General features: G+C 59.0%; 20 protein-coding genes and 1 pseudogene. 7 read left to right on the forward strand and 14 right to left on the reverse strand.

Annotated elements, in window-relative coordinates:
• Positions 1 to 52 precede the first annotated feature (52 nt).
• Positions 53 to 1,117 (forward strand): class II fructose-bisphosphate aldolase, encoded by a 1,065-nt coding sequence (fba, locus tag JFU47_RS19495; protein WP_149416425.1) that lies wholly within the window; start codon positions 53 to 55, stop codon positions 1,115 to 1,117.
• 78 nt (positions 1,118 to 1,195) lie between these two features.
• Here the strand turns inward: fba and JFU47_RS19500 are convergent, their stop codons facing one another.
• Together JFU47_RS19500 and JFU47_RS33150 are read right to left on the reverse strand one after the other, a co-directional pair.
• The gene (locus tag JFU47_RS19500) at positions 1,196 to 1,504 is read right to left on the reverse strand and encodes a hypothetical protein (protein ID WP_201184982.1); all 309 of its coding nucleotides are present in this window, start codon (positions 1,502 to 1,504) and stop codon (positions 1,196 to 1,198) included.
• A 222-nt stretch (positions 1,505 to 1,726) separates the two neighbouring features.
• Positions 1,727 to 1,840 (reverse strand): annotated as a pseudogene (locus tag JFU47_RS33150) (transposase); the annotation flags it as partial.
• 319 nt (positions 1,841 to 2,159) lie between these two features.
• Between JFU47_RS33150 and JFU47_RS19505 the strand changes: the two are divergent.
• On the forward strand, positions 2,160 to 2,408 hold the full coding sequence (locus tag JFU47_RS19505) for a hypothetical protein (protein WP_201184984.1): 249 nt from the start codon (positions 2,160 to 2,162) through the stop codon (positions 2,406 to 2,408).
• Between the two features lie 197 nt (positions 2,409 to 2,605).
• Here JFU47_RS19505 and JFU47_RS19510 read toward each other — a convergent pair whose 3' ends face one another.
• Positions 2,606 to 2,899 (reverse strand): fructose-bisphosphate aldolase, encoded by a 294-nt coding sequence (locus tag JFU47_RS19510; protein WP_140674909.1) that lies wholly within the window; start codon positions 2,897 to 2,899, stop codon positions 2,606 to 2,608.
• A 566-nt stretch (positions 2,900 to 3,465) separates the two neighbouring features.
• Positions 3,466 to 4,134 (reverse strand): polysaccharide lyase family 7 protein, encoded by a 669-nt coding sequence (locus JFU47_RS19515; protein ID WP_201184985.1) that lies wholly within the window; start codon positions 4,132 to 4,134, stop codon positions 3,466 to 3,468.
• 323 nt (positions 4,135 to 4,457) lie between these two features.
• Here JFU47_RS19515 and JFU47_RS19520 point away from each other — a divergent pair, with 323 nt between their 5' ends.
• The 3 genes from JFU47_RS19520 to JFU47_RS19530 are packed head-to-tail and all read left to right on the forward strand — an operon-like array spanning position 4,458 to position 7,446.
• Positions 4,458 to 6,581, forward strand: a complete 2,124-nt coding sequence (locus JFU47_RS19520; RefSeq protein WP_201184987.1) for a putative bifunctional diguanylate cyclase/phosphodiesterase — start codon at positions 4,458 to 4,460, stop codon at positions 6,579 to 6,581.
• Between the two features lie 45 nt (positions 6,582 to 6,626).
• Entirely contained in the window at positions 6,627 to 7,118 is a 492-nt protein-coding gene (locus tag JFU47_RS19525; protein ID WP_201185282.1) for a M48 metallopeptidase family protein, read from the forward strand.
• Between the two features lie 31 nt (positions 7,119 to 7,149).
• The gene (locus JFU47_RS19530) at positions 7,150 to 7,446 is read left to right on the forward strand and encodes a winged helix-turn-helix domain-containing protein (protein ID WP_123369167.1); all 297 of its coding nucleotides are present in this window, start codon (positions 7,150 to 7,152) and stop codon (positions 7,444 to 7,446) included.
• Between the two features lie 120 nt (positions 7,447 to 7,566).
• Here JFU47_RS19530 and JFU47_RS19535 read toward each other — a convergent pair whose 3' ends face one another.
• On the reverse strand, positions 7,567 to 8,019 hold the full coding sequence (locus tag JFU47_RS19535; RefSeq protein ID WP_201184989.1) for a GNAT family N-acetyltransferase: 453 nt from the start codon (positions 8,017 to 8,019) through the stop codon (positions 7,567 to 7,569).
• 256 nt (positions 8,020 to 8,275) lie between these two features.
• On the opposite strand from JFU47_RS19535, the gene JFU47_RS19540 reads away from it, so the two are divergent.
• On the forward strand, positions 8,276 to 9,013 hold the full coding sequence (locus JFU47_RS19540; protein WP_201184991.1) for a substrate-binding periplasmic protein: 738 nt from the start codon (positions 8,276 to 8,278) through the stop codon (positions 9,011 to 9,013).
• A 143-nt stretch (positions 9,014 to 9,156) separates the two neighbouring features.
• Here the strand turns inward: JFU47_RS19540 and yccS are convergent, their stop codons facing one another.
• From yccS to betI, 9 genes are all read right to left on the reverse strand, one after another.
• On the reverse strand, positions 9,157 to 11,340 hold the full coding sequence (yccS, locus tag JFU47_RS19545; RefSeq protein ID WP_140674888.1) for a YccS family putative transporter: 2,184 nt from the start codon (positions 11,338 to 11,340) through the stop codon (positions 9,157 to 9,159).
• 239 nt (positions 11,341 to 11,579) lie between these two features.
• Complete coding sequence (locus tag JFU47_RS19550; RefSeq protein ID WP_123368572.1) at positions 11,580 to 12,758, reverse strand: NAD(P)/FAD-dependent oxidoreductase; 1,179 nt, start codon at positions 12,756 to 12,758, stop codon at positions 11,580 to 11,582.
• Between the two features lie 142 nt (positions 12,759 to 12,900).
• Entirely contained in the window at positions 12,901 to 14,238 is a 1,338-nt protein-coding gene (gene dbpA / locus JFU47_RS19555) for an ATP-dependent RNA helicase DbpA (RefSeq protein ID WP_240050476.1), read from the reverse strand.
• A gap of 105 nt (positions 14,239 to 14,343) precedes the next feature.
• Positions 14,344 to 15,771 (reverse strand): multidrug transporter subunit MdtD, encoded by a 1,428-nt coding sequence (mdtD, locus tag JFU47_RS19560; protein WP_140674878.1) that lies wholly within the window; start codon positions 15,769 to 15,771, stop codon positions 14,344 to 14,346.
• Positions 15,772 to 15,836: 65 nt separating this feature from the next.
• Entirely contained in the window at positions 15,837 to 17,174 is a 1,338-nt protein-coding gene (locus tag JFU47_RS19565; protein ID WP_201184992.1) for a TldD/PmbA family protein, read from the reverse strand.
• Complete coding sequence (locus tag JFU47_RS19570) at positions 17,174 to 18,616, reverse strand: TldD/PmbA family protein (RefSeq protein WP_201184994.1); 1,443 nt, start codon at positions 18,614 to 18,616, stop codon at positions 17,174 to 17,176. The genes JFU47_RS19565 and JFU47_RS19570 overlap by 1 nt, the downstream gene beginning before the upstream one ends.
• 284 nt (positions 18,617 to 18,900) lie before the next feature.
• Positions 18,901 to 20,604 carry a choline dehydrogenase gene (gene betA, locus JFU47_RS19575; RefSeq protein WP_201184995.1) on the reverse strand — a complete coding sequence of 568 codons (1,704 nt, stop codon included), beginning with the start codon at positions 20,602 to 20,604 and terminating at the stop codon, positions 18,901 to 18,903.
• Positions 20,605 to 20,758: 154 nt separating this feature from the next.
• Positions 20,759 to 22,231, reverse strand: coding sequence for a betaine-aldehyde dehydrogenase (gene betB, locus JFU47_RS19580; protein WP_140893686.1), 1,473 nt, complete (start codon positions 22,229 to 22,231; stop codon positions 20,759 to 20,761).
• A gap of 109 nt (positions 22,232 to 22,340) precedes the next feature.
• Positions 22,341 to 22,934 (reverse strand): transcriptional regulator BetI, encoded by a 594-nt coding sequence (gene betI / locus JFU47_RS19585; RefSeq protein WP_056739053.1) that lies wholly within the window; start codon positions 22,932 to 22,934, stop codon positions 22,341 to 22,343.
• Between the two features lie 379 nt (positions 22,935 to 23,313).
• Between betI and JFU47_RS19590 the strand changes: the two genes are divergently transcribed.
• The gene (locus JFU47_RS19590; protein WP_342215390.1) at positions 23,314 to 25,263 is read left to right on the forward strand and encodes a BCCT family transporter; all 1,950 of its coding nucleotides are present in this window, start codon (positions 23,314 to 23,316) and stop codon (positions 25,261 to 25,263) included.
• Positions 25,264 to 25,304: the final 41 nt, after the last annotated feature.

Below are 25,304 nucleotides of genomic sequence, written 5' to 3' on the forward strand. Positions count from 1 at the left end.
GCTACGGCAGGCTGGCACGATTAACGACCCTCAACCGGGAGATACACACACAATGGCACTTATCAGCATGCGCCAGATGCTGGACCACGCAGCCGAGTACGGCTACGGCGTTCCAGCCTTTAACGTCAACAACCTTGAGCAGATGCGCGCCATCATGGAAGCCGCTGACAAGACTGACTCCCCGGTGATCGTCCAGGCGTCGGCCGGTGCTCGCAAATACGCCGGCGCACCGTTCCTGCGTCACCTGATCCTGGCGGCAATCGAAGAATTCCCGCACATCCCGGTGTGCATGCACCAGGACCACGGCACCAGCCCTGACGTCTGCCAGCGCTCCATTCAACTGGGCTTCAGCTCGGTGATGATGGACGGTTCCCTGGGCGAAGACGGCAAGACCCCGACCGACTACGACTACAACATCCGCGTCACCCAACAAACCGTGGCCATGGCTCACGCCTGCGGCGTATCGGTAGAAGGCGAGCTGGGCTGCCTGGGTTCGCTGGAAACCGGCATGGCCGGTGAAGAAGACGGCATCGGCGCCGAAGGCGTTCTGGATCACAGCCAAATGCTGACCGACCCGGAAGAAGCCGCTGACTTCGTCAAACGCACTCAGGTCGACGCCCTGGCCATCGCCATCGGCACCAGCCACGGCGCGTACAAGTTCACCAAGCCGCCTACCGGCGACGTGCTGGCCATCGACCGCATCAAAGAAATCCACAAGCGCATCCCGAACACCCACCTGGTGATGCACGGTTCGTCTTCGGTTCCGCAAGACTGGCTGGCGATCATCAACCAGTACGGCGGCGACATCAAAGAAACCTACGGCGTACCGGTTGAAGAAATCGTCGAAGGCATCAAGCACGGCGTGCGCAAGGTCAACATCGACACCGACCTGCGCCTGGCGTCCACCGGTGCGATGCGTCGCCTGATGGCTACCAACCCGAGCGAGTTCGACCCACGTAAATTCTTCGGCGCGACCGTGACGGCGATGCGTGATGTGTGTATCGCACGTTATGAAGCGTTTGGTACTGCGGGTAATGCTTCGAAGATCAAGCCGATCTCTCTGGAAGCGATGTATCAGCGTTACTTGAAAGGTGAGTTGAACGCTAAGGTGAATTGAGCCTGAGCGTTTTATAGCGTTGATAAGAAACCCGCCGAGAGGCGGGTTTCTTATGACCGGAATTTTGCTTGGACGCAGTCAAACCCGCCCCAGCCCGGCTATCTGCTGCTGAGTTACGCCTGTAGGGCCCATGATGTTTCGCGTACCCGATAGCGTATTGTAGTCATAAGTTATCAAACTCCATTGTTCCGTACTGGGCCCCCAAGTATTCAAGAAAATCTGTGCGAATTGCTGAGTCATGGTGTAGCTGCCGTTAACGGTGCTGGTTGACCCGTAGTTCGAAAGAGTACCTCTGATTTCTCCAGTAATATCGTCAGAGTGGGTAATGGATAGATAAATTTGATTATCCCCATAAGCCCCGTAGAACGTCCCGTTTAAAGAGCCCATTTTTTTCTCCTGGTGAGTATTTAACTTGCTTGGTTGATTTTGTAGAGTGGAAAAGAGATTTATTTGTTTGTCTGGCTTTCTGCTTCGCATGTTGCATGGAAGATGTTAGTTGCTGTCTTCTCCAGGTGTACCTGTAATAAATGACAGTTTTTAATAACTTTTTGCAATAAAAAACTTAACATCTAAAAGGGGGCAGATCTATTTAATCGCCCCCTAGTACTTCTATTTGAGTTGTTTCGCAGGCCTGTCGCGCGTTCGATGCGATATTCGCAATCCAGTGATTTGTTCAATTTCGTCTATAAATCGAGGATTGCCCGTCAGTTGGCCGCGTTGCACGACATGGTGCGGATAATTGAGTAACACAACACGTCCCATTCTGGGCATATAACCTACGTCCTTGTAGTGATAGGAGAACGTAGCAGCAAATAGACGTGCCCCTGCCGGAAAAGCCGTTCTCAGTATTTCTCTAAAGTTATATCTGTTATCGCAAAAACGTATTAAAAACTGTCATTTGTTACAGGTGACTTAATGCTGGTTGCTACCTAGTGTGAATGCGCAACCCGAGAAGAAAGAGTTAGGTGGATTAAATAGATCTGCTCCTTTCTTATGCTTTCTTTATCTTTATCGTCTGTCTTGATGTGCGGAGAGTGTAGCCATGGAAAATAGTAAATTTGGTGGCGGTTCTAGTATCCAGCTTCCTATTGCAGCCCGATTAGAGTTGCTGAATAGTAATGAGCGGATTGATGTAACGCTGACGGCTGGTAAGGTAGTGTCTGGTCTTTTTAGTACGTGCATTGATGGCAAACTCGAATTGACGTTGGTGGGTACTGACGAGAAAACAATGATCAATGTCGACGATATCGAAGCGCTGGTTGTCCCACAGTCAACGGCAAGAGCGGTTTGAAAGTCAGATGCTTAAATAGATCTGTCCCATTAAAGAATCCCATTAAAGAACCATTAAATAACCCGCCGAGAGGCGGGTTTTTTGTGGTCGGAGATTTTTAAGCGGCGCAGCTAATGCTCGGCGAATCAATGTCACTTATAACGGACATTTTTAAGGATCGAGGCAGAAAAGTCCGATATAGGTGAATCCATCTTATTTTAGCGGTTCGATTTCTCGTCAAACCCGCGCTGCTCAATTACCCGAAACACATCGCTCACATCCTGGACCATGATCCGGGCGATGTTGGTGACGGTGTTGATGTCGTTCTCGGCGTAGTCGGGCAGGCTGGTACAGGCCATGAGGTTCAGATATTTGAGGACGGCGTTGAGGCGTTCGCTGACGCAGTTGTGGAGTTCGCGTAGCGGGGCGTCGCTGTCGATGAGCAGGACGGGGTAATCGGTGGCGAATTGGGACATGGGAGTGAAGCGGCGGGGTGGATTGTTCATTGTCATAAGTAAATCTTCCTCGTATCTAAAAGGAGAGCTACTCGTACCGTTAGGGCTGCGAAACCCTATCGCCAACGATGTCAGCGACAGGCCAACTTTAGGCAGCGATTCGGGTAGCCGCAACCGGGCTGTAGGACGCCTTTCCGGTCATGTGGCGAGACGGTTTGGTCTCGTTCGGTGGCGTAGCGGCAACAGAACCGGGCGCTGCGGTGTGTCTGAGGAAATTGCGTAGCAGGGTTTGGGGCTGCTTCGCATCCCAACGGGGGCAAGCCCCCTCACCACGGTCGGAGTAGTCCTACGAATTTTACGGACGCCAGGATTTTGTAGCAGCTGTCGAGCCTGCGAGGCTGCGTTCGGCTCGGGCCGCGTTCGGACGGAGCAGTCGTAAATCAGACAGCGTATTTATTCAGGCAGGCCTGGTTCACCGGGCTTGCGAGGACTTCGTCCTCGGACGCAGCCCCGCAGGCTCGGCAGCTGCTACAGAGATCGAGTTGTTCTTGGGGAGGGTTGGGGCGCGGAGCGTCCCGGGCTGCATTCCTTTGCTGCGCGTGGGAGCGATCAGTGGGGGTGGGCTACTTATTGTGATCAATATCCAGCTTGCTGAACGTCACTTCCCCGCCTTCGCTGGTGTACCCGGTGTGGTCCTGCACATAAACACCGGCCTTGAAGTACAGCGGCTTGACGCTCCAGGTCTTACTGATGTCGGTGTCCCATTGGTAGCCCGCAGCGCTAATGCCCAATGCCCCCTTAGGGCTGAGGTGGATGAGGTAGGAAAACTCCCGATCCAGTTTCACCCCGGTAGCAATGGTGATTATCCGTGCGGCATCGTCATCAGGGTGCATACGAACCTTGGCGACGATGTTGCCCGACTGTGTGCTGGTCGAGTACTGATACTCGAGCTTCACCATCGGTTTCTGGCTTTCATAGGCGTGGATCTGGCCAATAACGATCTTCCCCGAACTCGGTACCTGATTCACCGCCAGGGTGGCGCGCAGGGTATTGTCGGCGTCCCCGTAGAGCCAGTTTTTCAGGGTGCCATTGCTGTAGGTTTCGCGAAGTTCGGTGCGGGGGTATTTCGCGTTTTCAGTTTTGGAACCGGTGACCGGGGCCCAGAAAAACAAGGTGCCGGTGTCGGAGTGGAAGTATTGGTCCTTGAAGCCATCCACCAGTTTTGACGTTTCAACGGTGTACGGCGGATTGCCGACGGGAACGCTGAGGTTCCAGGTTGCGAGATCGATCATAGACAAAAGCTTCCACGTTTTTTTTACTGCACGCACGTTCCAGAAGCTCTGGCACGCGCCTTGGGGGCCATCCTTATAATCGCAGAAGTTCAATTTGTTAATGCGCAAATGACAAACGGGTGACGTCAAAATCCTGTTAAAAGGCCATCTTTCCCGGTTTCAGGGGCCTGTAGCGCCGACCGTTAGTCGGCAAATGGACGATTTGGTTAAGTGATGGCGTACTGATAGCTTCTGCTTTTGCAGAACCCGGTCTAGAGTGAAGGCTTGGTATTTGTCCGGTTTTCACGAGAAACCGGCCTGACGTCCCGCATAAGAGAAGCAGCATGGAATGCGCGCAACCCACGCCAGCTGAAGGCAGCTCAATCCTTTTAATCGTCGATGATTACCCTGAAAACCTAATCAGCATGCGCGCGTTGTTGCAGCGCCAGGACTGGCAGGTCATGACCGCCGCCTCGGGCTTCGAGGCGCTCAGTCTGTTACTCGAACACGATGTCGACCTGGTGCTGCTGGATGTGCAGATGCCGGGCATGGACGGTTTTGAAGTGGCACGCCTGATGCGCGGCAGCCAGCGAACCCGCCTCACGCCGATCATTTTCCTTACCGCCAACGAACAGTCCCAGGACGCCGTGATCAAGGGCTATGCCAGCGGCGCGGTGGATTACCTGTTCAAACCGTTCGACCCGCAAATTCTCAAGCCCAAAGTCCAGGCGCTGCTCGAGCATCAGCGCAATCGCCGAGCGTTGCAGCGCCTGAGCCACGATCTGGAGGTCGCACGCGCGTTTAATGCCTCGGTGCTGGACAATGCCGCCGAAGGCATCCTGGTGGTCGGTGAGGACGGTCTGATCCGCTTTGCCAATCCGGCGATGTCGCGGCTGCTCAATGCCACGGTGCAAGACCTGCAAGGCAAAGAGTTCTTGGATTTCCTGCAAAAACCGCACATCCCGATCTGGGCCGACTCCGAGTTGTTCGCCGGTTACAAACGCGGTGAAACCCTGCGCCTGCATGATGCATTGCTGCGTACGGCGCCCGGTCAGCAGGTGCCCGTGGCGCTGTCCTGCGCACCGTTGCCCAGCGAACAACAGGCGATGGTGGTGACGGTCCTGGACATGTCGGTGGTGCGCCATCTGCATCAGCAACTGGAGTTCCAGGCGGTCACTGACCCCTTGACCGGTCTGCTCAATCGTCGCGGTTTTTACCAGACGGCGGAAAACCTGCTGTTGCGTGGCGACCGCTCCGACAGCGCCTGGGTGCTGCTGTATCTGGACCTTGACGGCTTCAAGCGGGTTAATGATTCCCTCGGTCACGATGCCGGCGACCGGGTGCTGCGGTGGGTGTCCGAGCAGTTGAAGGCCTGTCTGCGGCCCTTCGACATTCTGGCGCGCATGGGCGGTGATGAGTTCACCGCTTTGCTGGATCTGGAATTCCCCGAGCAAGCGGCAAAAATTGCCGAGAAACTCATCGAGCGGGTATCGATCTGTCAGCAGATCGATGGTCTGGATATCGCGTTGGGCGCCAGCATCGGCATTGCGACGTACCCGGATTGCGGTTCCAATCTCGACGGCTTGTTACGTGCGTCAGACATCGCCATGTACGAAGCCAAGCGCGCCGGCCGTCAGCAATATCGTTTCTACGATCACGAAATGAACGGCCGGGCACGCTCGCGGCTGATGCTCGAAGAAAGTGTGCGCGCGGCGATCGAGAACCGTGATTTCAATTTGGTCTATCAACCTCAGGTGGCCATTGCCAGCGGGCAGATTCGCGGGTTTGAGGCGCTGATCCGCTGGCAACATCCGAGCGTCGGCGATGTACCGCCGGGGCTGTTTTTGCCATTACTGGAAGAGGCGCGGTTGATCAGTCGCCTGGGCAGCTGGATCTATCAACAAGGGGCGAGCCAGCGAAAAGCCTGGGAAACCTTGTTTGCCGACGACCTGGTGCTGGGCGTCAGTTTGAGCAGTACGCAATTCGGTATGCCCAATCTGGTCACTGAGTTGCGCCAGGTGCTGGAGCGCCATGGATTGCAGGCGCGCCATCTGGAAGTCGAGGTCACCGAAGAGGCCTTGATGCAAAACCCCGAGGAAACCCGCAAACAGCTGCGCCTGCTGCGTAACCTGGGTGTGCGAGTGGCCCTGGATGACTTTGGTTCGGGGCCGTGTTCGCTGTCTCATCTGCGGGATCTGGAGTTGGACACGCTCAAGTTCGACCGACATTTGATTGCCCGGCTTCTGGAGTCCTCACGCGATGCGGCGCTGGTGCGCAATGTGATCGAGTTGTGCAAGGAGTACGGGATGCTGGTGATTGCCGAGGGGGTGGAAACCGTTGCGCAATATCAGTGGCTGCAAGCCAATGGTTGCGAGTACGTGCAAGGGTTTCTGGTCGCACGGCCGATGATGGCCGAGGACGTCGGCGACTTTGTGCGGCCGTTCGACTGGAACACGCTGACCGGCTGAATTCGCTACACTGGCGACCTTTTCGTGAATCGTGTTGCCGCCCCAATGACCGCGTTGAAATACCTCCAGGCCTATCCCGCCGCGCTGCAGGACCAGGTGCGCCAGCTGATCGCCGACGGTCGGCTGGGCGACTACTTGAGCCAGCGTTACCCGGAAAAACACCGGATACAGAGCGACAAGGCGTTGTACACCTATACGCTGGACCTCAAGCAGGAATACCTGCGTAACGCCCCGGCCGTCGATAAGGTGTTGTTCGACAACCGCCTGGACCTGACCCACCGCGCCCTCGGATTGCACACCGCGATATCCCGGGTGCAGGGCGGCAAGCTCAAGGCCAAGAAAGAAATTCGTGTTGCTTCATTGTTCAAGGATGCACCTGCCGAGTTTCTGAAAATGATCGTGGTGCATGAGCTGGCGCACTTCAAAGAGTCGGATCACAACAAGGCGTTCTACAAGCTTTGCGAACACATGTTGCCGGGGTATCACCAGGTGGAGTTCGATGTGCGGGTGTACCTGACGTGGCGGGACATGCAATAGAGATCAAAATATCGCAATCGGGAGTGTTTAGATGGATGTAAGCAAGACCAAGAGCAGCTTCTATCGCCGGTTGTACGTGGCGTACCTGATTGATAGCGGGTTGGCCAGCAGCGTCCCGGCGCTGACCGAAGTGACAGGAATGCCCCGGCGCACGGCTCAGGACACCATCGCGGCATTGGCGGATCTGGACATTGTTTGCGAGTTCGAGCAGGAAGATGGTGCGCGCAATCATGCCGGGCGCTATCGGATTCGCGAGTGGGGGGCGATAGATCGGGGGTGGATCGAGCGCAATCTTCGGCAGATCAAAGCGGTGCTGGAGTATCCTTGAACTCTCGACTCCGATCGTTCCCACGCTCTGCGTGGGAATGCAGCCCAGGACGCTCCGCGTCCCAAAAGCGGACGCAGAGCGTCCATTGAGGCATTCCCACGCAGAGCGTGGGAACGATCATTACGGACGGCGCATCCCGATATGCGGAATGTCATCCTCGAGAAATTCCTCGCCCGCCACCACAAACCCGTACCGCCCGTAATACCCCTGTAAATGCGCTTGGGCCGAGAGATAGATCGGTACTTCAGGCCAGCGCTTTTCAGCCTGCTTCAACGCCTGCGCCATCAACTCATGCCCAAGCCCTGTACCGCGCGCTTGAGGGGCAATGATCACTCGGCCGATGACCACGTCGCCACCCTGTAACTCCGGGTCGAGCAACCGCAGGTACGCCACCAGCCGATCCCCGTCCCAGGCCATTAAATGACAGGTGTCACCCTCCAGATCCTGGCCGTCGATGTCCTGATAGAGGCATTTCTGCTCGACCACAAACACCTCTGCCCGCAGCTGAAGAATGGCGTACAGCTGCTCTTTGCCCAGATCATTGTGGTGCTTGCAGACCCAATCGATTGTCATTTTCACACTCCTTGAACATCGTCGCTCCGATACTAAGCGCCCAGACGAAAGATGTCTTCAGGCAGAGAAATCTGTGATGAAGGCCAAAATGCCATCATTCATTTCGCGCGGCTTTGTCTTGTTTGTGTAATCTGAGATGAAGCGCTGTGCAGTGGCTTCGATGAGTTAATGTTAGTACCTGGGTTTGGCAGTACGGCGGCCTTGGAGTTTTGGCTGAAAACACGTCGGGCGTTCCGCCCGCTAAGGATTTTCTAGCATGCCCCAATTGCATCGAGCCTTTGCTTTGATTGGATTGCTGTTGCTGACTCAAGGCGCGGCAGCGGAAAAGCTGCGATTGGTCGCCGATGCCTGGCCGCCCTTTACCGACGCCACGCTGGTCAACGGTGGGTTGGCCACGGACATCGTCAGCACAGCGCTGGCCCGGGCCGGTTATGCCAGTGACTTTGAACAAGTGCCTTGGGCGCGGGCCTTGCTGGGGGTAGGCGAGGGTCGATACGACGTGTTGGTCAACGCCTGGTACACCGACGATCGCACGAAGCTTGGCCAGTTTTCCGGCGAATACCTGCTCAACCGGGTGCGCTTTCTCAAGCGCAAAGACACGCCGATCGAATACAACAACCTGCAACAACTGCATACCTACCCGATAGCGGTGGTGCGCGGTTACGCCTATTCGCCGGCGTTCGATGACGACGTATCGCTGCAGAAAGTCCCGGTGCACAACTTCGCCATGGCGGTGCGCATGGTCGCCGCCGACCGGGTCAAATTGACGCTGGAAGACGAATACGTCGCGCGTTACTACCTGGCCCGGGAATCAACCAAGGTGCGCAATGCCGTGGAGTTTTTGCCCCAGCCACTGAGCGAGAACAGCCTGCACATCCTGGTCAGCCTGAAGAACCCCGGGCATGAACAGATCGTCGCCGGTTTCGACCGCGAGATCGCGGCGATGAAAGTGGATGGGAGTTATCAGCGGTTGATGAAGCAACATGGAATGTAAGCGTTGTGGTGTGGCTGATGGCCCCTTCGCGAGCAGGCTCGCTCCCACATTAGGTCTCCAGTGGGAACAGATTTTGTGTACGACAGAGATCAAATGTGGGAGCGAGCCTGCTCGCGAAGAGGCCCGCCCAGCGACCGCAGATCTCAATCCTTAATCGTTTCCTTGATGAGGTGCGCCGCCAACGTGCGCAATGGCCCAAGCTGACGGCAGATCAACGCCAACTGCGTCTGCACCAATCGTTGGCCTTCATCGATTTCGTCCGGCATCTGTTCAAGCGTATTGGCCAGTGCCTCTTCCTCATCACTCTGAATCGCAATCGGCAGTTTGCTCGCCAATCCTTGGGCAATTTCATCAATGCTGGCGGCCAGTCTCACCCCGGCACCGTCGATCAAATGCTCGCGCACGTCGGGTGGTAGCTGGGTTTCCCGGTGTGCGCCCAGTCCGGACAAATAACTGAGCAAGGTGTGCGACAGCACCAGGAAGCGGAAACCGACATCCGCTTCCTTACGGAAATGCCCCGGTTCCATCAGCATGTTGGCGAGCGTCGTCGACAGTGCGGCGTCGGCGTTGTGCGCATTGCGTCGGGCCAGGCGATACGCCAGGTCGTCGCTTTTGCCGGCGGCGTATTGCTGCATGATCTGGCGCAGGTAAATGCTGTTGCACGTGAGGGTGTTGGCCAGCACTTTGTTCAGGCGTCGGCCCTGCCAGTCCGGTAGGAAGAGGAACACGGCGAGTCCGGCGATCAGGCTGCCGAGCAAGGTATCGAACAACCGCGGCAGGAACAGCCCGTAACCATCCCCGACCTGGTTGAAGCAGAAGAGCACCATCAAGGTGATCGCGGCCGTCGCCAAGGTGTAGCGGGTGGTGCGGTTGATAAAGAACACCACCCCGGCGGCGATTGCGAAGCACGATTGGACCAAGGGATTCGGAAACAGATCGAACAACGCCCAGGCCACGGTCAGGCCGATGGCGGTGCCGATGATCCGTTGGCCGAGTTTGCGGCGGGTGGCGCCGTAGTTCGGTTGGCAGACAAACAGCGTGGTGAGGATGATCCAGTAACCCTGAGACGGGTGGATCAAATGCACCATCGCGTAGCCGATACTCAAGGCCAGGGGCAAACGCAGTGCGTGACGGAACAGCAATGACGTCGGTGTCAGCTGCGTGCGTAACCGAATCCAAACATCCTTGAGGCTGCGTGGCGAACGGTCGAGCAGGCTGCTGTCGGTGGCGTCCGCCAGGGCATCGGGGTTGCTGGCGTCGCTGAGCAAACGATCGAGCGTGCCGAGGTTGGCCGCCAGTGCCCGCAACGATCGCAGCAATCCGCGCCACGCCGGGTTGCTCTGAATGCGCAAGTGTTCGAGGGAGGCGTGCAGGTCGCTCAGGGCTTCGGCGAAGCTGGCGTCATAGATGAACGGCTGGCGCATCTGAATCGACTCGGCCAGCGCTCGGCAGGCCTTGCCTTGCTGGCGCAGCAAGCGCTGGCAGCGGAACATTACGTCGCTGTGAAAGAAGGCATCGGCGAGGGCGTTGTAAGGGTAGTGCGAGGAACTGGCGCGCTCGTGGATGTCCTGAGCGAGGAAGTACAGCTTCAGGTATCGGCTGAGTTTCGAGCCCGGTCGACCGTCGCCGACCCGGTGCAGGATGATTTCCTTGGCGGCGTTCAGTGCGGCCACGACACGACCGTTTTGCTGCGCCAGTTCCAGTCGACGCGCTTCCACGTCCATCTGCCGGATCGGCTCGAACAGCGACGATTTCAGCTTCAGGTAGTAACCCAACTCGCGGAACAACCGCGCCAGGCTTTGCTGCACCGGCTGATTGGAAAACATCGCCTGCCACAGTACCGAGAGCAAACCGTACCAGGCCGCACCGGCCACCAGCAGCACCGGCTCGTGCCAGAAATCGGTGACCGCGCCGCCGCGCTGGTCCACGCCGATCATGGTGTAGACCGACAGAATCAACGTCGCCGAGGCAATCGCGCCATAGCGTTCACCCAAGGCGCCGAGCATGGTCAGGCCGAAACTGGCCAGGGCCAGGGCGATGATAAAAATAACGGGGTAGGGGAAGAGCAGTTCGACGGAGAGGGCGGCGACGCTGAAGCACACCAGCGTCACGGCCAGTGCGTTAAGGCGGCCTTGCCAACTGTCGTCGGTCTCGGCCAGGGCGCTGGCGATGATCCCGAGGAACAGCGGGATCAGCAGCCCCATTTCATCCTTGTACCAACACAGCGCCATGCTGCCGGTCAGGGCGATGAACACCCGCACGCTGTAGCTGAATTTATCCAGCGCCCAGAGGCGACGCAGAGACTGACTAAAGGGGGTCGATGACATGAAGTGCGAGGGCCTTCCGAGGCAATGACGCTAAATTGAGCCAGTAATGACGCCGACGCAATGGCGCCGATCACATCTGACAGCAAAATCTGTTCCTTTGCGCTTCATGCATGACCATTGTGGGAGCGAGCCTGCTCGCGAAGAGGCCAGCACATTCAACATTGAAGTTGTCTGTCAGACCGCTTTCGTGAGCAGGTCGAATCGTCGCACCGTCGCTCCCACATTTTGTTTTGTGTTTGTCAGACGTATTGCGCGGCGGCGTAACCCGAGGCCCACGCCCACTGGAAGTTGAAACCGCCCAGATGCCCGGTGACGTCGAGCACTTCGCCGATGAAATACAGGCCGGGGCTTTTCAGCGACTCCATGGTCTTGGACGACACCTCGTTGGTATCGACGCCGCCCAATGTCACTTCAGCGGTGCGATAACCTTCAGTGCCAGCCGGAACCACTTTCCAGCTCGCCAGTTTTTCGGCGATGTCGGCAATTTCCGCGTGGGTGTACTGCTTCATCGGTTTGGAGACGAACCAGTTATCCGCCAGCAGGTTGGCCATCTTCTTGGTGAAAATTTCCCCCAGCAGGGTTTTCAGCTCGCTGTTCGGACGTTCGGCTTGCTGCTGTTGCAGCCAGCTCGGAACGTCGTGGTCCGGCATGAGGTTGATCTCCACCGTGTCGCCGGATTCCCAGAACGATGAAATCTGCAAAATCGCCGGACCACTGAGGCCGCGGTGAGTGAACAGGATGTTCTCGCGGAAACTCTGGTCGTTGCAGCTCACCAGGCAATCCACCGACGTACCGGACAGCTCGGTGCAAAGCTCCTTGAGTTGATCGGTGATGGTGAATGGCACCAGCCCGGCGCGGGTCGGCAGCAAGTCGTGGCCGAACTGCTTGGCCACCTGATAACCGAAACCGGTCGCACCCAGCGTCGGGATCGACAAGCCGCCCGTGGCGATCACTAACGATTCGCAGGTGATCTGATCGAGGGTGGTCTGCAGCAGGTAGCCGCTTTCCATTTTCTCGATGTGCTGGATCGAGGTGTCCAGGTGCAGGCTGACGCCGACCTGATCGCACTCGTTGAGCAGCATGTCGAGGATGTCGCTGGATTTGTTATCGCAGAACAGCTGGCCGAGTTTTTTCTCGTGGTATGGCACGCCGTGTTTGGCGACCATGCCAATGAAATCCCACTGGGTGTAACGGGCCAGGGCGGATTTGCAGAAGTGTTCGTTCTGCGAGAGGAAATTGCCCGGTTCGGTGTACATGTTGGTGAAATTACAGCGGCCACCGCCCGACATCAGGATTTTCTTGCCGGCCTTGTTGGCGTGGTCGAGCAACATCACCTTGCGCCCGCGCCCGGCGGCGGTCAGCGCACACATCAAACCTGCGGCGCCAGCGCCAATGATCACGACTTCGGTAGAGCGCAAAACGGTGTCCTCTTGATGTCTCACCACAAAACTAACTGTGGGAGCGAGCCTGCTCGCGATGAGGCCTGCACATTCAACATAGATGTTGTTTGACAGTCCGCCATCGCGAGCAGGCTCGCTCCCACAGGGAAATACAGTGTCCTTACAGAATGCGAACGCGCAACGAACGGCCTTTGATCTTGCCGTCATTCAGGCGTTGCAAGGCTTGCTTGGCAATCCCGCGTTCTACAGCCACATAGGCCTGGAAGTCGAAAATCGCGATCTTGCCGACCTGAGCGCCCGGAATACCGGCATCGCCCGTCAGTGCGCCAAGAATGTCGCCCGGACGCACCTTGTCTTTACGGCCAGCGCCGATGACCAGCGTGCTCATCACCGGCAGCAGCGGTGCGCCGCCCTGGGATTTGAGGTTGTCCAGCTGATCCCAGCTCAACGGCGACTGCTGCAGTTGCTCGATGGCTTGGGCACGGTGCGCTTCGGACGGTGCAACCAGGCTGATCGCAATCCCTTTCTCACCGGCGCGGCCCGTACGGCCGACACGGTGGATGTGGATTTCCGAATCACGGGCCAGTTCGACGTTGATCACCATGTCCAGCGCATCGATGTCCAGACCGCGAGCGGCGACGTCGGTGGCGACCAGTACCGAAGTACTGCGGTTGGCGAACATGGCCAGCACCTGGTCGCGGTCACGCTGTTCCAGATCGCCGTGCAGGCCGACGGCGGAGATGCCTTTGGAGGTCAGGTGATCGACGGTTTCCTGAACCTGCTGCTTGGTGAAGCAGAAGGCGACGCAGGAGGCCGGACGATGATGCGCGAGGACTTTGACCACGGCGTCCATGCGCTCTTCCGGGGAAATCTCGTAGAAGCGCTGCTCGATCTGCGTGTCGTCGTGGAACGCCTCGGCCTTCACGATCTGAGGGGTGCGCATGAATTTCGACGCCAACTGCTTGATACCCGTCGGGTACGTGGCGGAGAACAGCAGGGTCTGGCGACGTTCCGGGCACTGGGCGATGATTTCTTCGATGGAATCGTAGAAACCCATGTCGAGCATGCGGTCGGCTTCGTCGAGGATCAGGGTATTCAGGCCATGAAGAATCAGCGAACCCTTGCGCAGGTGCTGCTGAATACGACCCGGGGTGCCGACGATGATGTGCGCGCCATGTTCCAGAGAGCCGATTTGCGGGCCGAACGACACGCCGCCACACAGGGTCAGGACCTTGATGTTGTCTTCGGCGCGGGCCAGTCGACGGATTTCCTTGGCAACCTGGTCGGCCAGTTCGCGAGTCGGGCAGATGACCAGCGCCTGGCAACCGAAGAAGCGCGGATTGATCGGGTTCAGCAGGCCAATACCGAAGGCGGCGGTCTTGCCGCTGCCGGTCTTGGCCTGGGCGATCAGGTCCATCCCCTTGAGGATCACCGGCAAGCTTTGCGCCTGGATCGGCGTCATCTGGGCATAACCGAGGGAGTCGAGGTTAGCCAGCATGGCAGCGGACAGCGGCAAAGTATTAAAAGCGGTGGCGATGGTGGTCACGGGACTGGCCTGCAAAACAAAATGTCGCGCAGTGTACCAGTCCGGTGGCCATTCGCCCTAAGGCTCTATGTGCTCTTCCGGACGCTTGACGCGCCGTCCGTCTTCCTTTGAGAGCTGGGAGAAGATGGTTGCAGCCAGCATCGCCATGATCCCGACCGTCACAAAGGTCAGCTGGAACGCGCCCAAAACCGTGTCCACGCCATCGTTGCCGACTTCTGCGGTGAACCCGCCGAGCAAGGCACCGGCACAGGCAACGCCAAGGCTCAGGGACAATTGCGCGACCACCGACAGCAAGCTGTTGCCGCTACTGGCGCTGGCGTCGTCGAGGTCGATCAGGGTTACGGTGTTCATTGCGGTGAACTGCAACGAGTTGATCGCCCCCAGAATCGATAGCATCACCAACAGCAACCAATACGGCGTTTGCTCGCTGACCAGCCCCATGCTCGCCAACATCAGCCCCAGCGCCAATGTGTTGCCGGTCAGCACGATGCGATAACCCAAGCGTTCGATCAGCGGCCGCGCCACCGACTTGGCGACCATCGCTGCCGCCGCCAGCGGCAGCATGCTCATCCCGGCCTGGGACGGCGAGTAACCCAGCGCCACTTGCAGCAGCAACGGAACGAGAAACGGCAGGGCGCCGCTGCCCAGACGGGCGAACAGGTTGCCGAGGATGCCCACGGCAAACGTCCGGGTCTTGAACAATGACGGCGCGAACAGCGGATTATCAATGTGTCCGGCCCGCAACCAGTACGCCGCCAGACAGGCCATGCCGCCGAACAGCAGCAACATCACGCGCAAGTGCGGCAGGTGCAATTCGCCGAGGCCTTCCATGGCGATGGTGATCAGGACCATTGCGGCGCCGAACAGTAAAAAGCCCAGGCTATCGAAGCGGGTGCGCTCAGTGCCGCGCAGGTCGGGGATGAATTTCCACACGGCGTAGCAACCGACAGCGCCGACCGGCAGGTTGATCAGGAAGATCCAGTGCCAGGTCAGGTATTCCACCATCCAGCCGCCCATGGTCGGGCCGATCAACGGGCCGAGCAGACCGGGAATGGTAATGAAGCCCATGATCCGCACCAGCTCCGAACGAGGGTAGGCGCGCAACACCACGAGTCGCCCGACCGGCAACATCAGCGCACCGCCCAGGCCCTGAATCACCCGTGCGCCAATCAGCATGCTCAGGGTGCTCGACAGCGCGCAGAGCAACGAGCCGAGGCTGAACAACAGGATCGCGCTGAAGAAGATTTTCTTGGTGCCGAAACGGTCGGCGATCCAGCCTGAAGCGGGGATCAGCAGCGCGACGGTGAGCATGTAGGCGATGATTACGCCCTGCATGCGCAGAGGGTCTTCGGCCAGGTCTCGGGCCATGGCGGGCAGGGCGGTGTTGAGGATGGTCCCGTCGAGGGATTGCATGAAGAACGCGATGGCGACGACCCACGGCACCCAGCGGGCGGTGACAGCGTCGAGAGGCGGGCGGTTGGGCATGGGACCTCATTTGATTTATACGACGACGATGATCGTTCCCACGCAGAGCGTGGGAACGATCGGTGTCAGAGGGTCAAGGTCAACCGGTTGATCAGCGCCCCCGGCAACAACGCCGACGCTGTGGCCCGCTGACTGTAGGTGCTTGCCGACAACATCAGCTCGCGCTCCTCGGTCAACGCTTCCAGCTGCGATCCCAGCAAACTGTAGGCACTGTCATCAAATCGCATGGTGCTCACCGGCGCCTGAATCTCGCCGTTCTCGACCCAGAAGGTCGCAAACCGCGTCATGCCGGTCAGGCGTGCTGCCGGTTGGTCCGAGTAGTTCAGGTACCAGAGGTTGCTGATGTACAGGCCAGTGCCCAATTGCTTGAGAATCTCTGCATCAGGCAACGTACCGGCCGCCATGTTCACTGCGCTTGGCATTTCACCACCGCTGGCGCCATTGGCGGTCAGGCCGTACTCGGCCGCACTGCGTGAACTGACCATCTGCGCGCCGGCCTTGCCATTGACGATCAACCCCAGATCGCTGCGCGGATAACCTTCGCCGGAGAATGCCGGGCTCAACGAACCGCTGACCTTTTCATCGACCGATACCAATGGGCTGAACGCACTGTCGCCCGCGTAAAGCTTCTGCAGCGGGCTGTTTTTGCTGGCAATCGACTGCGCCGAGAAACCACCCCAGCCCAGCATGTCCATGATTTCTCCCAGGGCTGCCGGCGCCAGATACGCGCGGTACTGACCCGGCGCCAGGGTGTGTTGCGGTCTGCCGAGAAACGCCAACTGCTCGCGTGCCTGCGCAAAGCGCTTGGCAAACCCTTCGCTGTTCCAGTCGTGCCCGGCGTAGCTGGCTTTCACCGCCTGGCCGTTTTCATGGACCAGACTGAAATCAAAGTTGAAGCTGTTGGCCTGATGCCAGCCGAACGCGCCCGAAGAACTGGCGAAACCACGACTGATCGGGCCGGCGGCGTAGAAACCCACCAGGTCCAGCCCTTCGGCGGCCTGGGTGATTTCAGCGACCACCTGCTCGGTGTCCGGCAGCGGGTGATCTTGAACATTCTTGCTCTGCCAACCGTTGTGGTTGAGCAGCAGGTAGGGATCCTGCGGCAGCAACGGCAAGGTTTCGCGCAGCTGTTGCAGACCTTCGGCCAGGCGCTGCACATCGACTGCGGCATCACCCGACAGCGTGATGTTCAGGTCGGCGTGGCGCCCCTCGTTGATCAGTTTGAAACCGACGCTCGCCTGTTGCACCTGCCCGGCCTGACGGACCTTGGCGTGGTTGAAGCGCACGAAGGCCGAGGATTCGGCGGCGTAGCTGAGGGTGAATTGTTCCGGCTCGCGAATCGCATCACGCACCCAGTTGACCAAGACTTTGAATGACTCGGCCTGATTTTTCGACGTACTCATCAGGCATCTCCCCCAAACACATCAACGTTGCTGAACACACAGGCCGGCGAGGCATGGCCGACACGGATCACCTGGTTCGGCTCGCCTTTGCCGCAGTTCGGCGTGCCCAGGACCTTGACGGAGTTGGCATCGCCAACGGCGCTGAGGCTTTTCCAGAACTGCGCGGAAATCGCCCGGTAGTTCGGATTCTTGACCACGCCTTTGAGTTCGCCGTTTTCGATCAGTTGGCCCCATTCACAGCCGAACTGGAACTTGTTGCGGGCATCGTCGATGGACCAGGACCGGTTGGTGCTCATCAAGATGCCGTGCTCGATGTTGCCGATCATCTGCTCCAGCGGTTGATCGCCGGCCTCGATGTTCAGGTTGGCCATGCGATCGATCGGCGGACGGTTCCAGCTGCAGGCGCGGCTGTTGGCCACGCCCTCCATGCCCGCGCGAAACTGCGACAGCGCGCCGCCCAATGGGCGCAGCAGCAAGCCTTCTTTAATCAGGAATTGTTTGCTCGCGGCAGTACCGTCGTCGTCATGGCCATAGCTGGCGAGCTGCTCGGGGATGTCCGGGTCGAAGGTCACGTTGAGCAGTTTGGAGCCGTACTGCAGGCTGCCAAAGTCTTCGGCCTTGACGAAACTGGTGCCGGCGTAATTGCGCTCGTCACCGAGGATGCGGTCCAGTTCCAGCGGGTGACCGATGGACTCGTGGATCTGCAGCATCATCTGGTCCGGCATCAACAGCAGGTCACGCGGGCCTTTCGGGGTGTTCGGCGCCAGCAGCAATTGCAGCGCCTGATCGGCGATTTTTGGACCGGCGCCGACCAGGCCACAGCGGCTGATCACATCAAAACCGCCCTGTTGACCGAAGTTCTCGCGGCCCAAGGTTCGGGTCTGGCTGTCGTTGCCGTCGTAGGCGGTGACTTCCAGGCTCGGGTAGACGAACCGCTGGGCCTGGCGCAGTTCGGCGCCGGCGTTGCTGAGGTAGATCTGTTCGACATGGGTGATGCCGATGCTCACTTCCCAGTTCACCAGTCGCTCATCCTTGGGCACGGCGGCGGATTCGGCACCGAGCAGTTGGTAGCAATCGCTCAGGGACGGGAAGGGCTGGTCGAGGTTCGGCGAAAAGTAGTCGGCGCGGTCGCTGGAGACCACTTGCGCGCTGAGGTCGAGCAGGGCGTGGGGCTTGAGTCGGCGGGCTTGTTGCTCGGCCTTCTCCAGTGCGGCTTGGAGGCCTTGTTGCGACAGGTCGTTGGTCGCCGCGTAGGCTTCGACGCCGTTGACCCGAACGGTCAGCATCGCGCCTTCGTCACGGCTCAGGCTGGGAGGTTCGGCAACGTTTTTGCGCACCGACAGGTACTGACCGGACTCGCGCACATAACGCAGCGAAAAGAATTCAGCGCCCGTGCGCAAGGCAGCGAAGCGCTGCTTGAGCTGGGGGTGGAAATCGAACATTCGGGAACCTCCTTGGTATGGAGTGGCGGTGTATCGATGTTGCGAGGGGGGTGAAACGTTTGCGTGGCGCTAGATTAGGCCTGCGTGGGGGTAGGATCAAGCTTGGAGAGGTGTAGGAAAGGTTAACCGAGGGAGGGGCAGGCAGATCTGTGTCGTTTGGTCGGACGCTTTCGCGAGCAGGCTCGCTCCCACAAGAGATCTTCAGTGAACACAAATTCTGTGAACACCCAAGATCAAATGTGGGAGCGAGCCTGCTCGCGAAGGCCCCGCCGCGGTGTTAAGACTTACTGAGCAGTCAGGCTCACATCCCGCAACGGCTTGCCACGCACCGGCGCATCGCCGGCCACGAAATAGGCAGCCTTGCTACGCGGCAACGGCTTGCGACCACGGATCTTGTCGGCGATTTTCTCGGCGATCATGATCGTCGGCGCGTTCAGGTTGCCGGTGGTGATGATCGGCATGATCGAGGCATCGACCACACGCAGGCTCTGCATGCCGTGCACACGACCTTCGGCATCAACCACGGCCATTTCGTCGGTGCCCATCTTGCACGAGCAGGATGGGTGGAACGCGGTTTCGGCGTGTTCACGGATGAACTTGTCGAGCTGCTCGTCGGTTTGCACGTCGATGCCCGGGCTGATTTCGCGGCCACGGTAAGCGTCCAGTGCAGGCTGTTGCATGATTTCACGGGTCAGGCGGATGCCGTCGCGGAATTCCTGCCAGTCCTGCTCGGTGGCCATGTAGTTGAACAGGATGCTCGGGTACTCGCGCGGATCCTTGGACTTGACCTGGATGCGACCGCGGCTCGGCGAACGCATGGAACCCATGTGCGCCTGGAAACCGTGCTCTTTCACGCCGTTGCTGCCGTTGTAGTTAATCGCGACCGGCAGGAAGTGGTACTGGATGTTCGGCCAATCGAACTCTTCGCGAGTACGGATAAAACCGCCGGCTTCGAACTGGTTGCTGGCGCCGATACCGGTGCCGTTGAACAGCCACTCGGCACCGATGGCCGGCTGGTTGTACCAGAGCAGCGACGGGTACAGCGAGACCGGTTGAGTGCAGGCGTATTGCAGGTACAACTCGAGGTGATCCTGCAGGTTTTCACCCACGCCCGGCAGGTCATGGACCACCGGGATGTCGAGTTTTTTCAGCAGCTCGGCCGGGCCGACGCCGGAGCGTTGCAGGATCTGCGGCGAAGCGATAGCGCCGGAGCACAGCAGAACTTCTTTGCGGGCGCGGGCTTCAACGCGCTCTTCAGCGGCGCCGATCAGGTAACGCACGCCGACCGCACGCTTGCCTTCAAACAGGATCTTGTCGGTCAGGGCGTGGGTGACGATGGTCAGGGTCGAGCGCTTCTTGGCGATGTCCAGGTAACCGCGAGCGGTGCTGGCGCGACGGCCGTTCGGCGTCACGGTGCGGTCCATCGGACCGAAACCTTCCTGCTGATAACCGTTCAGGTCTTCGGTACGCGGGTAACCGGCTTGCACGCCGGCTTCAACCATCGCGTTGAACAGCGGGTTGTTGCCGGCTTTTGGCGTGGTCACGCTGACCGGACCTTCGCCACCGTGATAGTCGTTCGGGCCGATGTCGCGGGTTTCAGCCTTGCGGAAATACGGCAGGCAGTTCAGGTAGTCCCAGTCTTCAAGACCTGGCAGTTTGGCCCAGTTGTCGTAGTCCATCGCGTTGCCGCGGATGTAGCACATGCCGTTGATCAGCGAAGAACCACCCAGGCCCTTGCCGCGACCGCATTCCATCCGGCGACCGTCCATGTGTGGCTCTGGATCGGTTTCGTAGCCCCAGTTGTAGCGACGACCTTGCAGCGGGAACGCCAAAGCGGCCGGCATTTGCGTGCGGAAGTCTGCACGGTAGTCTGGACCGCCTGCTTCGAGCAGCAGGACGGTGACGCCTTCGTCTTCAGTCAGACGGGTCGCCAGGGTGTTACCGGCCGAGCCGGCACCGATGATGATGTAATCGAATTCTTGGGACATTGAATGCACCCTCTTGAAGTTGGTCAGGTCGCCTGTAGCAGCTGCCGAGGTACGAGGCTGCGTTGGGTCGCGCAGCGGCCCTCTGAGGGCGGTCCTGCGGACACGCAACGCAGCCTCGTACCTCGGCAGCTGCTACAGGGTTTTCAGCCGGGGCTTAGAACACCGAGGCGTAATCGCCCAGTTCGACCTGTACCGATTTGATGCGTGTGAAGTTGTTCAGCGAGCTGATGCCGTTCTCACGGCCCACGCCCGACTGCTTGTAGCCGCCGACCGGCATCTTGGCGTCGGATTCGCCCCAGGCGTTGATCCAGCAGATACCTGCTTCCAGTTGATGAATCACACGGTGAGCGCGGTTCAGGTCTTTGGTGACAACGCCAGCGGCCAGGCCGAAGTCGGTGTCGTTGGCACGACGGATCACTTCTTCTTCGGTTTCGTAGGTCAGGATGCTCATCACCGGGCCGAAGATTTCTTCGCGAACGATGGTCATCTCGTCGGTGCAGTCGGTGAACACGGTCGGTGCCACGAACGCGCCTTTGGCGAATTCGCCTTCGGTCAGACGGCTGCCGCCGCACAGGACGCGAGCGCCTTCTTCCTTACCTTTGGCGATGTAACCCAGCACGCTTTCCATGTGGGCGAAGCTGACCAGTGGGCCGAAGTTGGTGTTCTCGTCTTCCGGGTTGCCGACGCGGATGCGTGCGACGCGTTCAACGATCTTGGCTTCGAACGCGGCTTTCAGGTGGCTTGGCACGAACACGCGAGTGCCGTTGGTGCAGACCTGACCGGAGCTGTAGAAGTTGGCCATCATGGCGGTGTCGGCGGCGCGATCGAGGTCGGCGTCGTCGAAGATGATCAGCGGGGATTTGCCGCCCAGTTCCATGGTCACGTCTTTCAGCGACGAGGCGGAAGCGCTGGCCATGACCTTCTTGCCGGTGTCGGTGCCGCCGGTGAAGGAGATCTTTTCGATGCGTGGGTGCTCGGTCAACCAGGTGCCGACTTCACGGCCGCTGCCGGTCAGCACGTTGAACACGCCAGCCGGAACGCCGGCTTCGGTGTAGATCTCGGCCAGTTTCAGCGTGGTCAGGGAAGTGACTTCGCTTGGCTTGAAGATCATCGCGTTACCGGCTGCCAGGGCAGGGGCGGATTTCCACAGGGCGATCTGGATCGGGTAGTTCCACGCGCCGATACCGGCCACGACGCCCAGCGGCTCGCGACGGGTGTAGACGAACGAAGTGGTGCGCAGCGGGATTTGCTCGCCTTCGATGGCCGGAACCAGACCAGCGTAGTACTCCAGCACGTCAGCGCCGGTGACGATGTCGACGTACTTGGTTTCGGAGAACGACTTGCCGGTGTCCAGGGTTTCCAGGGCAGCCAGTTCATCGTTGCGCTCGCGCAGGATGTCGACGGCACGACGCAGGATGCGCGAACGCTCCATGGCGGTCATCGCGGCCCAGATTTTCTGGCCCTTTTCGGCGCTGACGACGGCGCGCTCAACGTCTTCCTTGGCCGCACGCTGTACGGTTGCGAGGACTTCACCGTTAGCCGGGTTGATGGCTTCGAAGGTGGCGTCGCTGCTGGCGTCGGAGTAACCGCCATCGATGTAAAGTTTTTGCAGTTCGAAACGGGCCATAGTGTCCTCGCAAGTGCATAAGTGGTTGGCGTAGGCCACTGCGGTGATGCCATAAGGTTGTGGCAACACCGATCAGTAGCAGTTCAGGGGCTGAGCGTTTATATGTGCTCTAACTCACCTGCTTGGCCAGTTGTAAATCCATGTATTCGTAAGCGATCTGGTGCGCCTGCTCGGTGTCGAAAGCATCTCCCGACAGCGCGCCGCGCAACCACAAACCGTCAATGAGGGCTGCCAGGCCTCGGGCTGCACTGCGCGCTTGATCAAGCGGCAATACACGGCGGAACTGGCAGCACAGGTTGGAATACAGACGGTGATCGTTGATCCGCTGCAACCTGTGCAAAGACGGGTGGTGCATGCTGGTGGCCCAGAAGGCCAGCCAGGTTTTCATTGCCGGGCCATTGACCTGGCTGGCGTCGAAGTTGCCTTCGATAATCACCTGGAGGTGCGCCCGCGGGCTGCTGTCCTCCAGCGCCTGACGGCGCGCGGTGACGTTCTCGCTGAGGACGCTCATCAGATACTGCGCCGTGGCAGCGATCAGGCCGTTCTTGTCCTGAAAATAGTGACTGATGATGCCATTCGAGACACCGGCCAAACGGGCGATCAGCGCAATGCTGGCGTCCCCCATTCCGACCTGATCTACCGCCTGCAATGTGGCTTCGATCAACTGCTGGCGGCGGATGGGTTGCATACCGACCTTGGGCATCTTGCACATCTCCTTAGGCCTTCCGGCTGACGTAAAACGTCTATCGGATTGAAGGCCAGTCTATTTTGTTTTGATTGAACGTTCAATCAACAAAGAATAAGATCTGCGACAATTCGTCGCTGCCTACAGGTTTTTCCTACATGTAGTTGGCGGAAAAACGACATCCGAAAACGCTCGAAACCCACGCGCACTGGCGCTCATGGGCTTCGGGCTTTTTTCGGGCTGTCTTTATATCACCCGCTGGTCGGCTGCCAACTAACCGATTGGTCGGGTAACGCGTTGCCTTGTGTTCTTCTCTCGCACTGCCTGGAGCATCTGTGCCATGAGTTCTGCCTCTCTTATAAAGACCCCACCCGAGAAGGTGACGGTCAACGGTTGGGTGTTCTACACCTCTACCGCGTTGATCCTGTTGTTGACCGCCATTCTGATCATCGCCCCGCAAGAGGCCGGCAGATTGCTTGGTATTGCCCAGGCCTGGTTGTCCCGCAGCTTCGGCTGGTACTACATGGTGGTGATCGCCGCTTACCTGGTTTTCGTGGTCGGCCTGGCGTTTTCGTCCTACGGCAAGCTCAAGCTGGGCAGCAAGGACGACACCCCGGACTTCAGTTACGGCGCCTGGGCGGGGATGCTGTTCTCGTCGGGGATCGGCATCTCGCTGTTGTACTTTGGTGCTTCCGAACCGCTGGACCACTACTTCAATCCGCCGGAAGGCGTTGCCGGCAGCAACCTCGCTGCACGTCAGGCCGTTCAGCTGACGTTCCTGCACTGGGGCCTGCACGGCTGGGCGATCTACGCATTGGTCGGCCTGGCCGTTGCTTACTTTGCTTACCGTCATAACCAGCCGCTGGCGTTGCGTTCGGCGCTGTATCCGCTGGTGGGCGAGCGTTGGGTCAAAGGCGCCGCCGGTCATGCGGTGGATGGTTTCGGCATGTTCGTGACCCTGCTGGGTCTGGTGACGAACCTGGGGATTGGTTCGCTGCAAGTGTCGTCGGGGCTTGAAAACCTGTTCGGCATGGAACACAGCAACACCAACCTGCTGATCGTGATCATCGTGATGAGCACCGTGGCGACCATCGCGGCTGTATCCGGCGTGGAAAACGGTATTCGCCGTCTGTCCAACCTGAACATCGTGCTGTTCAGCGGCCTGTTGATTTTCGTGCTGCTGTTCGGCCCGACCCTGCACCTGCTCAACGGCTTTGTGCAAAACATCGGCGACTACCTGAACGGCGTGGTGCTGAAGACCTTCGACCTCTATGTGTACGAAGGCGACAGCGAGAAGTCTGACCGCTGGTTGGGCCTGTGGACCCTGTTCTACTGGGCCTGGTGGATTTCCTGGGCCCCATTCGTGGGTATGTTCATCGCGCGTATTTCCCGTGGTCGCACGGTGCGTGAACTGGTGGCCGGCGTGCTGCTGATTCCACTGGGTTTCACCCTGGCGTGGCTGTCGATCTTCGGTAACTCGGCCCTGGACCTGGTGATGAACCATGGGGCGGTGGAGCTCGGCAAGACGGCGCTGGAACAGCCGTCCATGGCGATCTACCAATTGCTTGAGCATTACCCGGCGTCGAAGATCGTGATCGGCGTGTCGATCTTTGTCGGTTTCGTGCTGTTCCTGACCCCGGCGGATTCCGGCGCGGTGATGATGGCGAACCTTTCGTGCAAGGGCGGCAACGTCGACGAAGATGCCCCGCACTGGCTGCGGATCTTCTGGTCGGCGGTGATCACACTGGTGACCATCGGCCTGCTGTTCGCCGGTAACTTCGAAGCCATGCAAACCATGGTGGTGCTGGCCGGTCTGCCGTTCTCGGTGGTGCTGGTGTTCTTCATGTTTGGCCTGCACAAGGCGATGCGCCAGGACGTGCAGATCGAACAGGAGCAAGCGGAGCTCGCAGCCCGCGGTCGTCGTGGTTTCAGCGAGCGTTTGACTCAGCTGGACTTGCAGCCGAATCAGTCGATTGTTCAGCGTTTCATGGACAAGCAAGTCAGCCCGGCGCTGGAAGATGCGGCTGTGCAATTGCGTGCTCAGGGTCTGGATGTGCAGACGCTGTTGGGCAAGTCGAAGCGTTGCATGGGGCTGCGGATCGAGATGGAAGAGGGCAACCCTTTTGTCTACGAAGTAAGCCTGGACGGCTATCTGGCAGCGGCGAGCGACATGGTTTCGGCTGAAAGTGCTGATGAACCCCGCGCACGTTACTACCGCGCCGAGGTGTACCTGCACAACGGCAGTCAGGACTACGACTTGATGGGCTTCACTCAGGATCAGATCACCCGTGACGTGCTTGATCAGTTTGAAAGCCATCGGCAGCTCCTTGGCCGTGTCTATAGCTAAAGGTTGAAGGGCGCGGTGTTTCTGTCTGAAGCACCGAGTCG

Origin of the sequence: Pseudomonas sp. TH39(2020) (assembly GCF_016650715.1) — a bacterium.
Lineage (GTDB): Bacteria > Pseudomonadota > Gammaproteobacteria > Pseudomonadales > Pseudomonadaceae > Aquipseudomonas > Aquipseudomonas mandelii_C.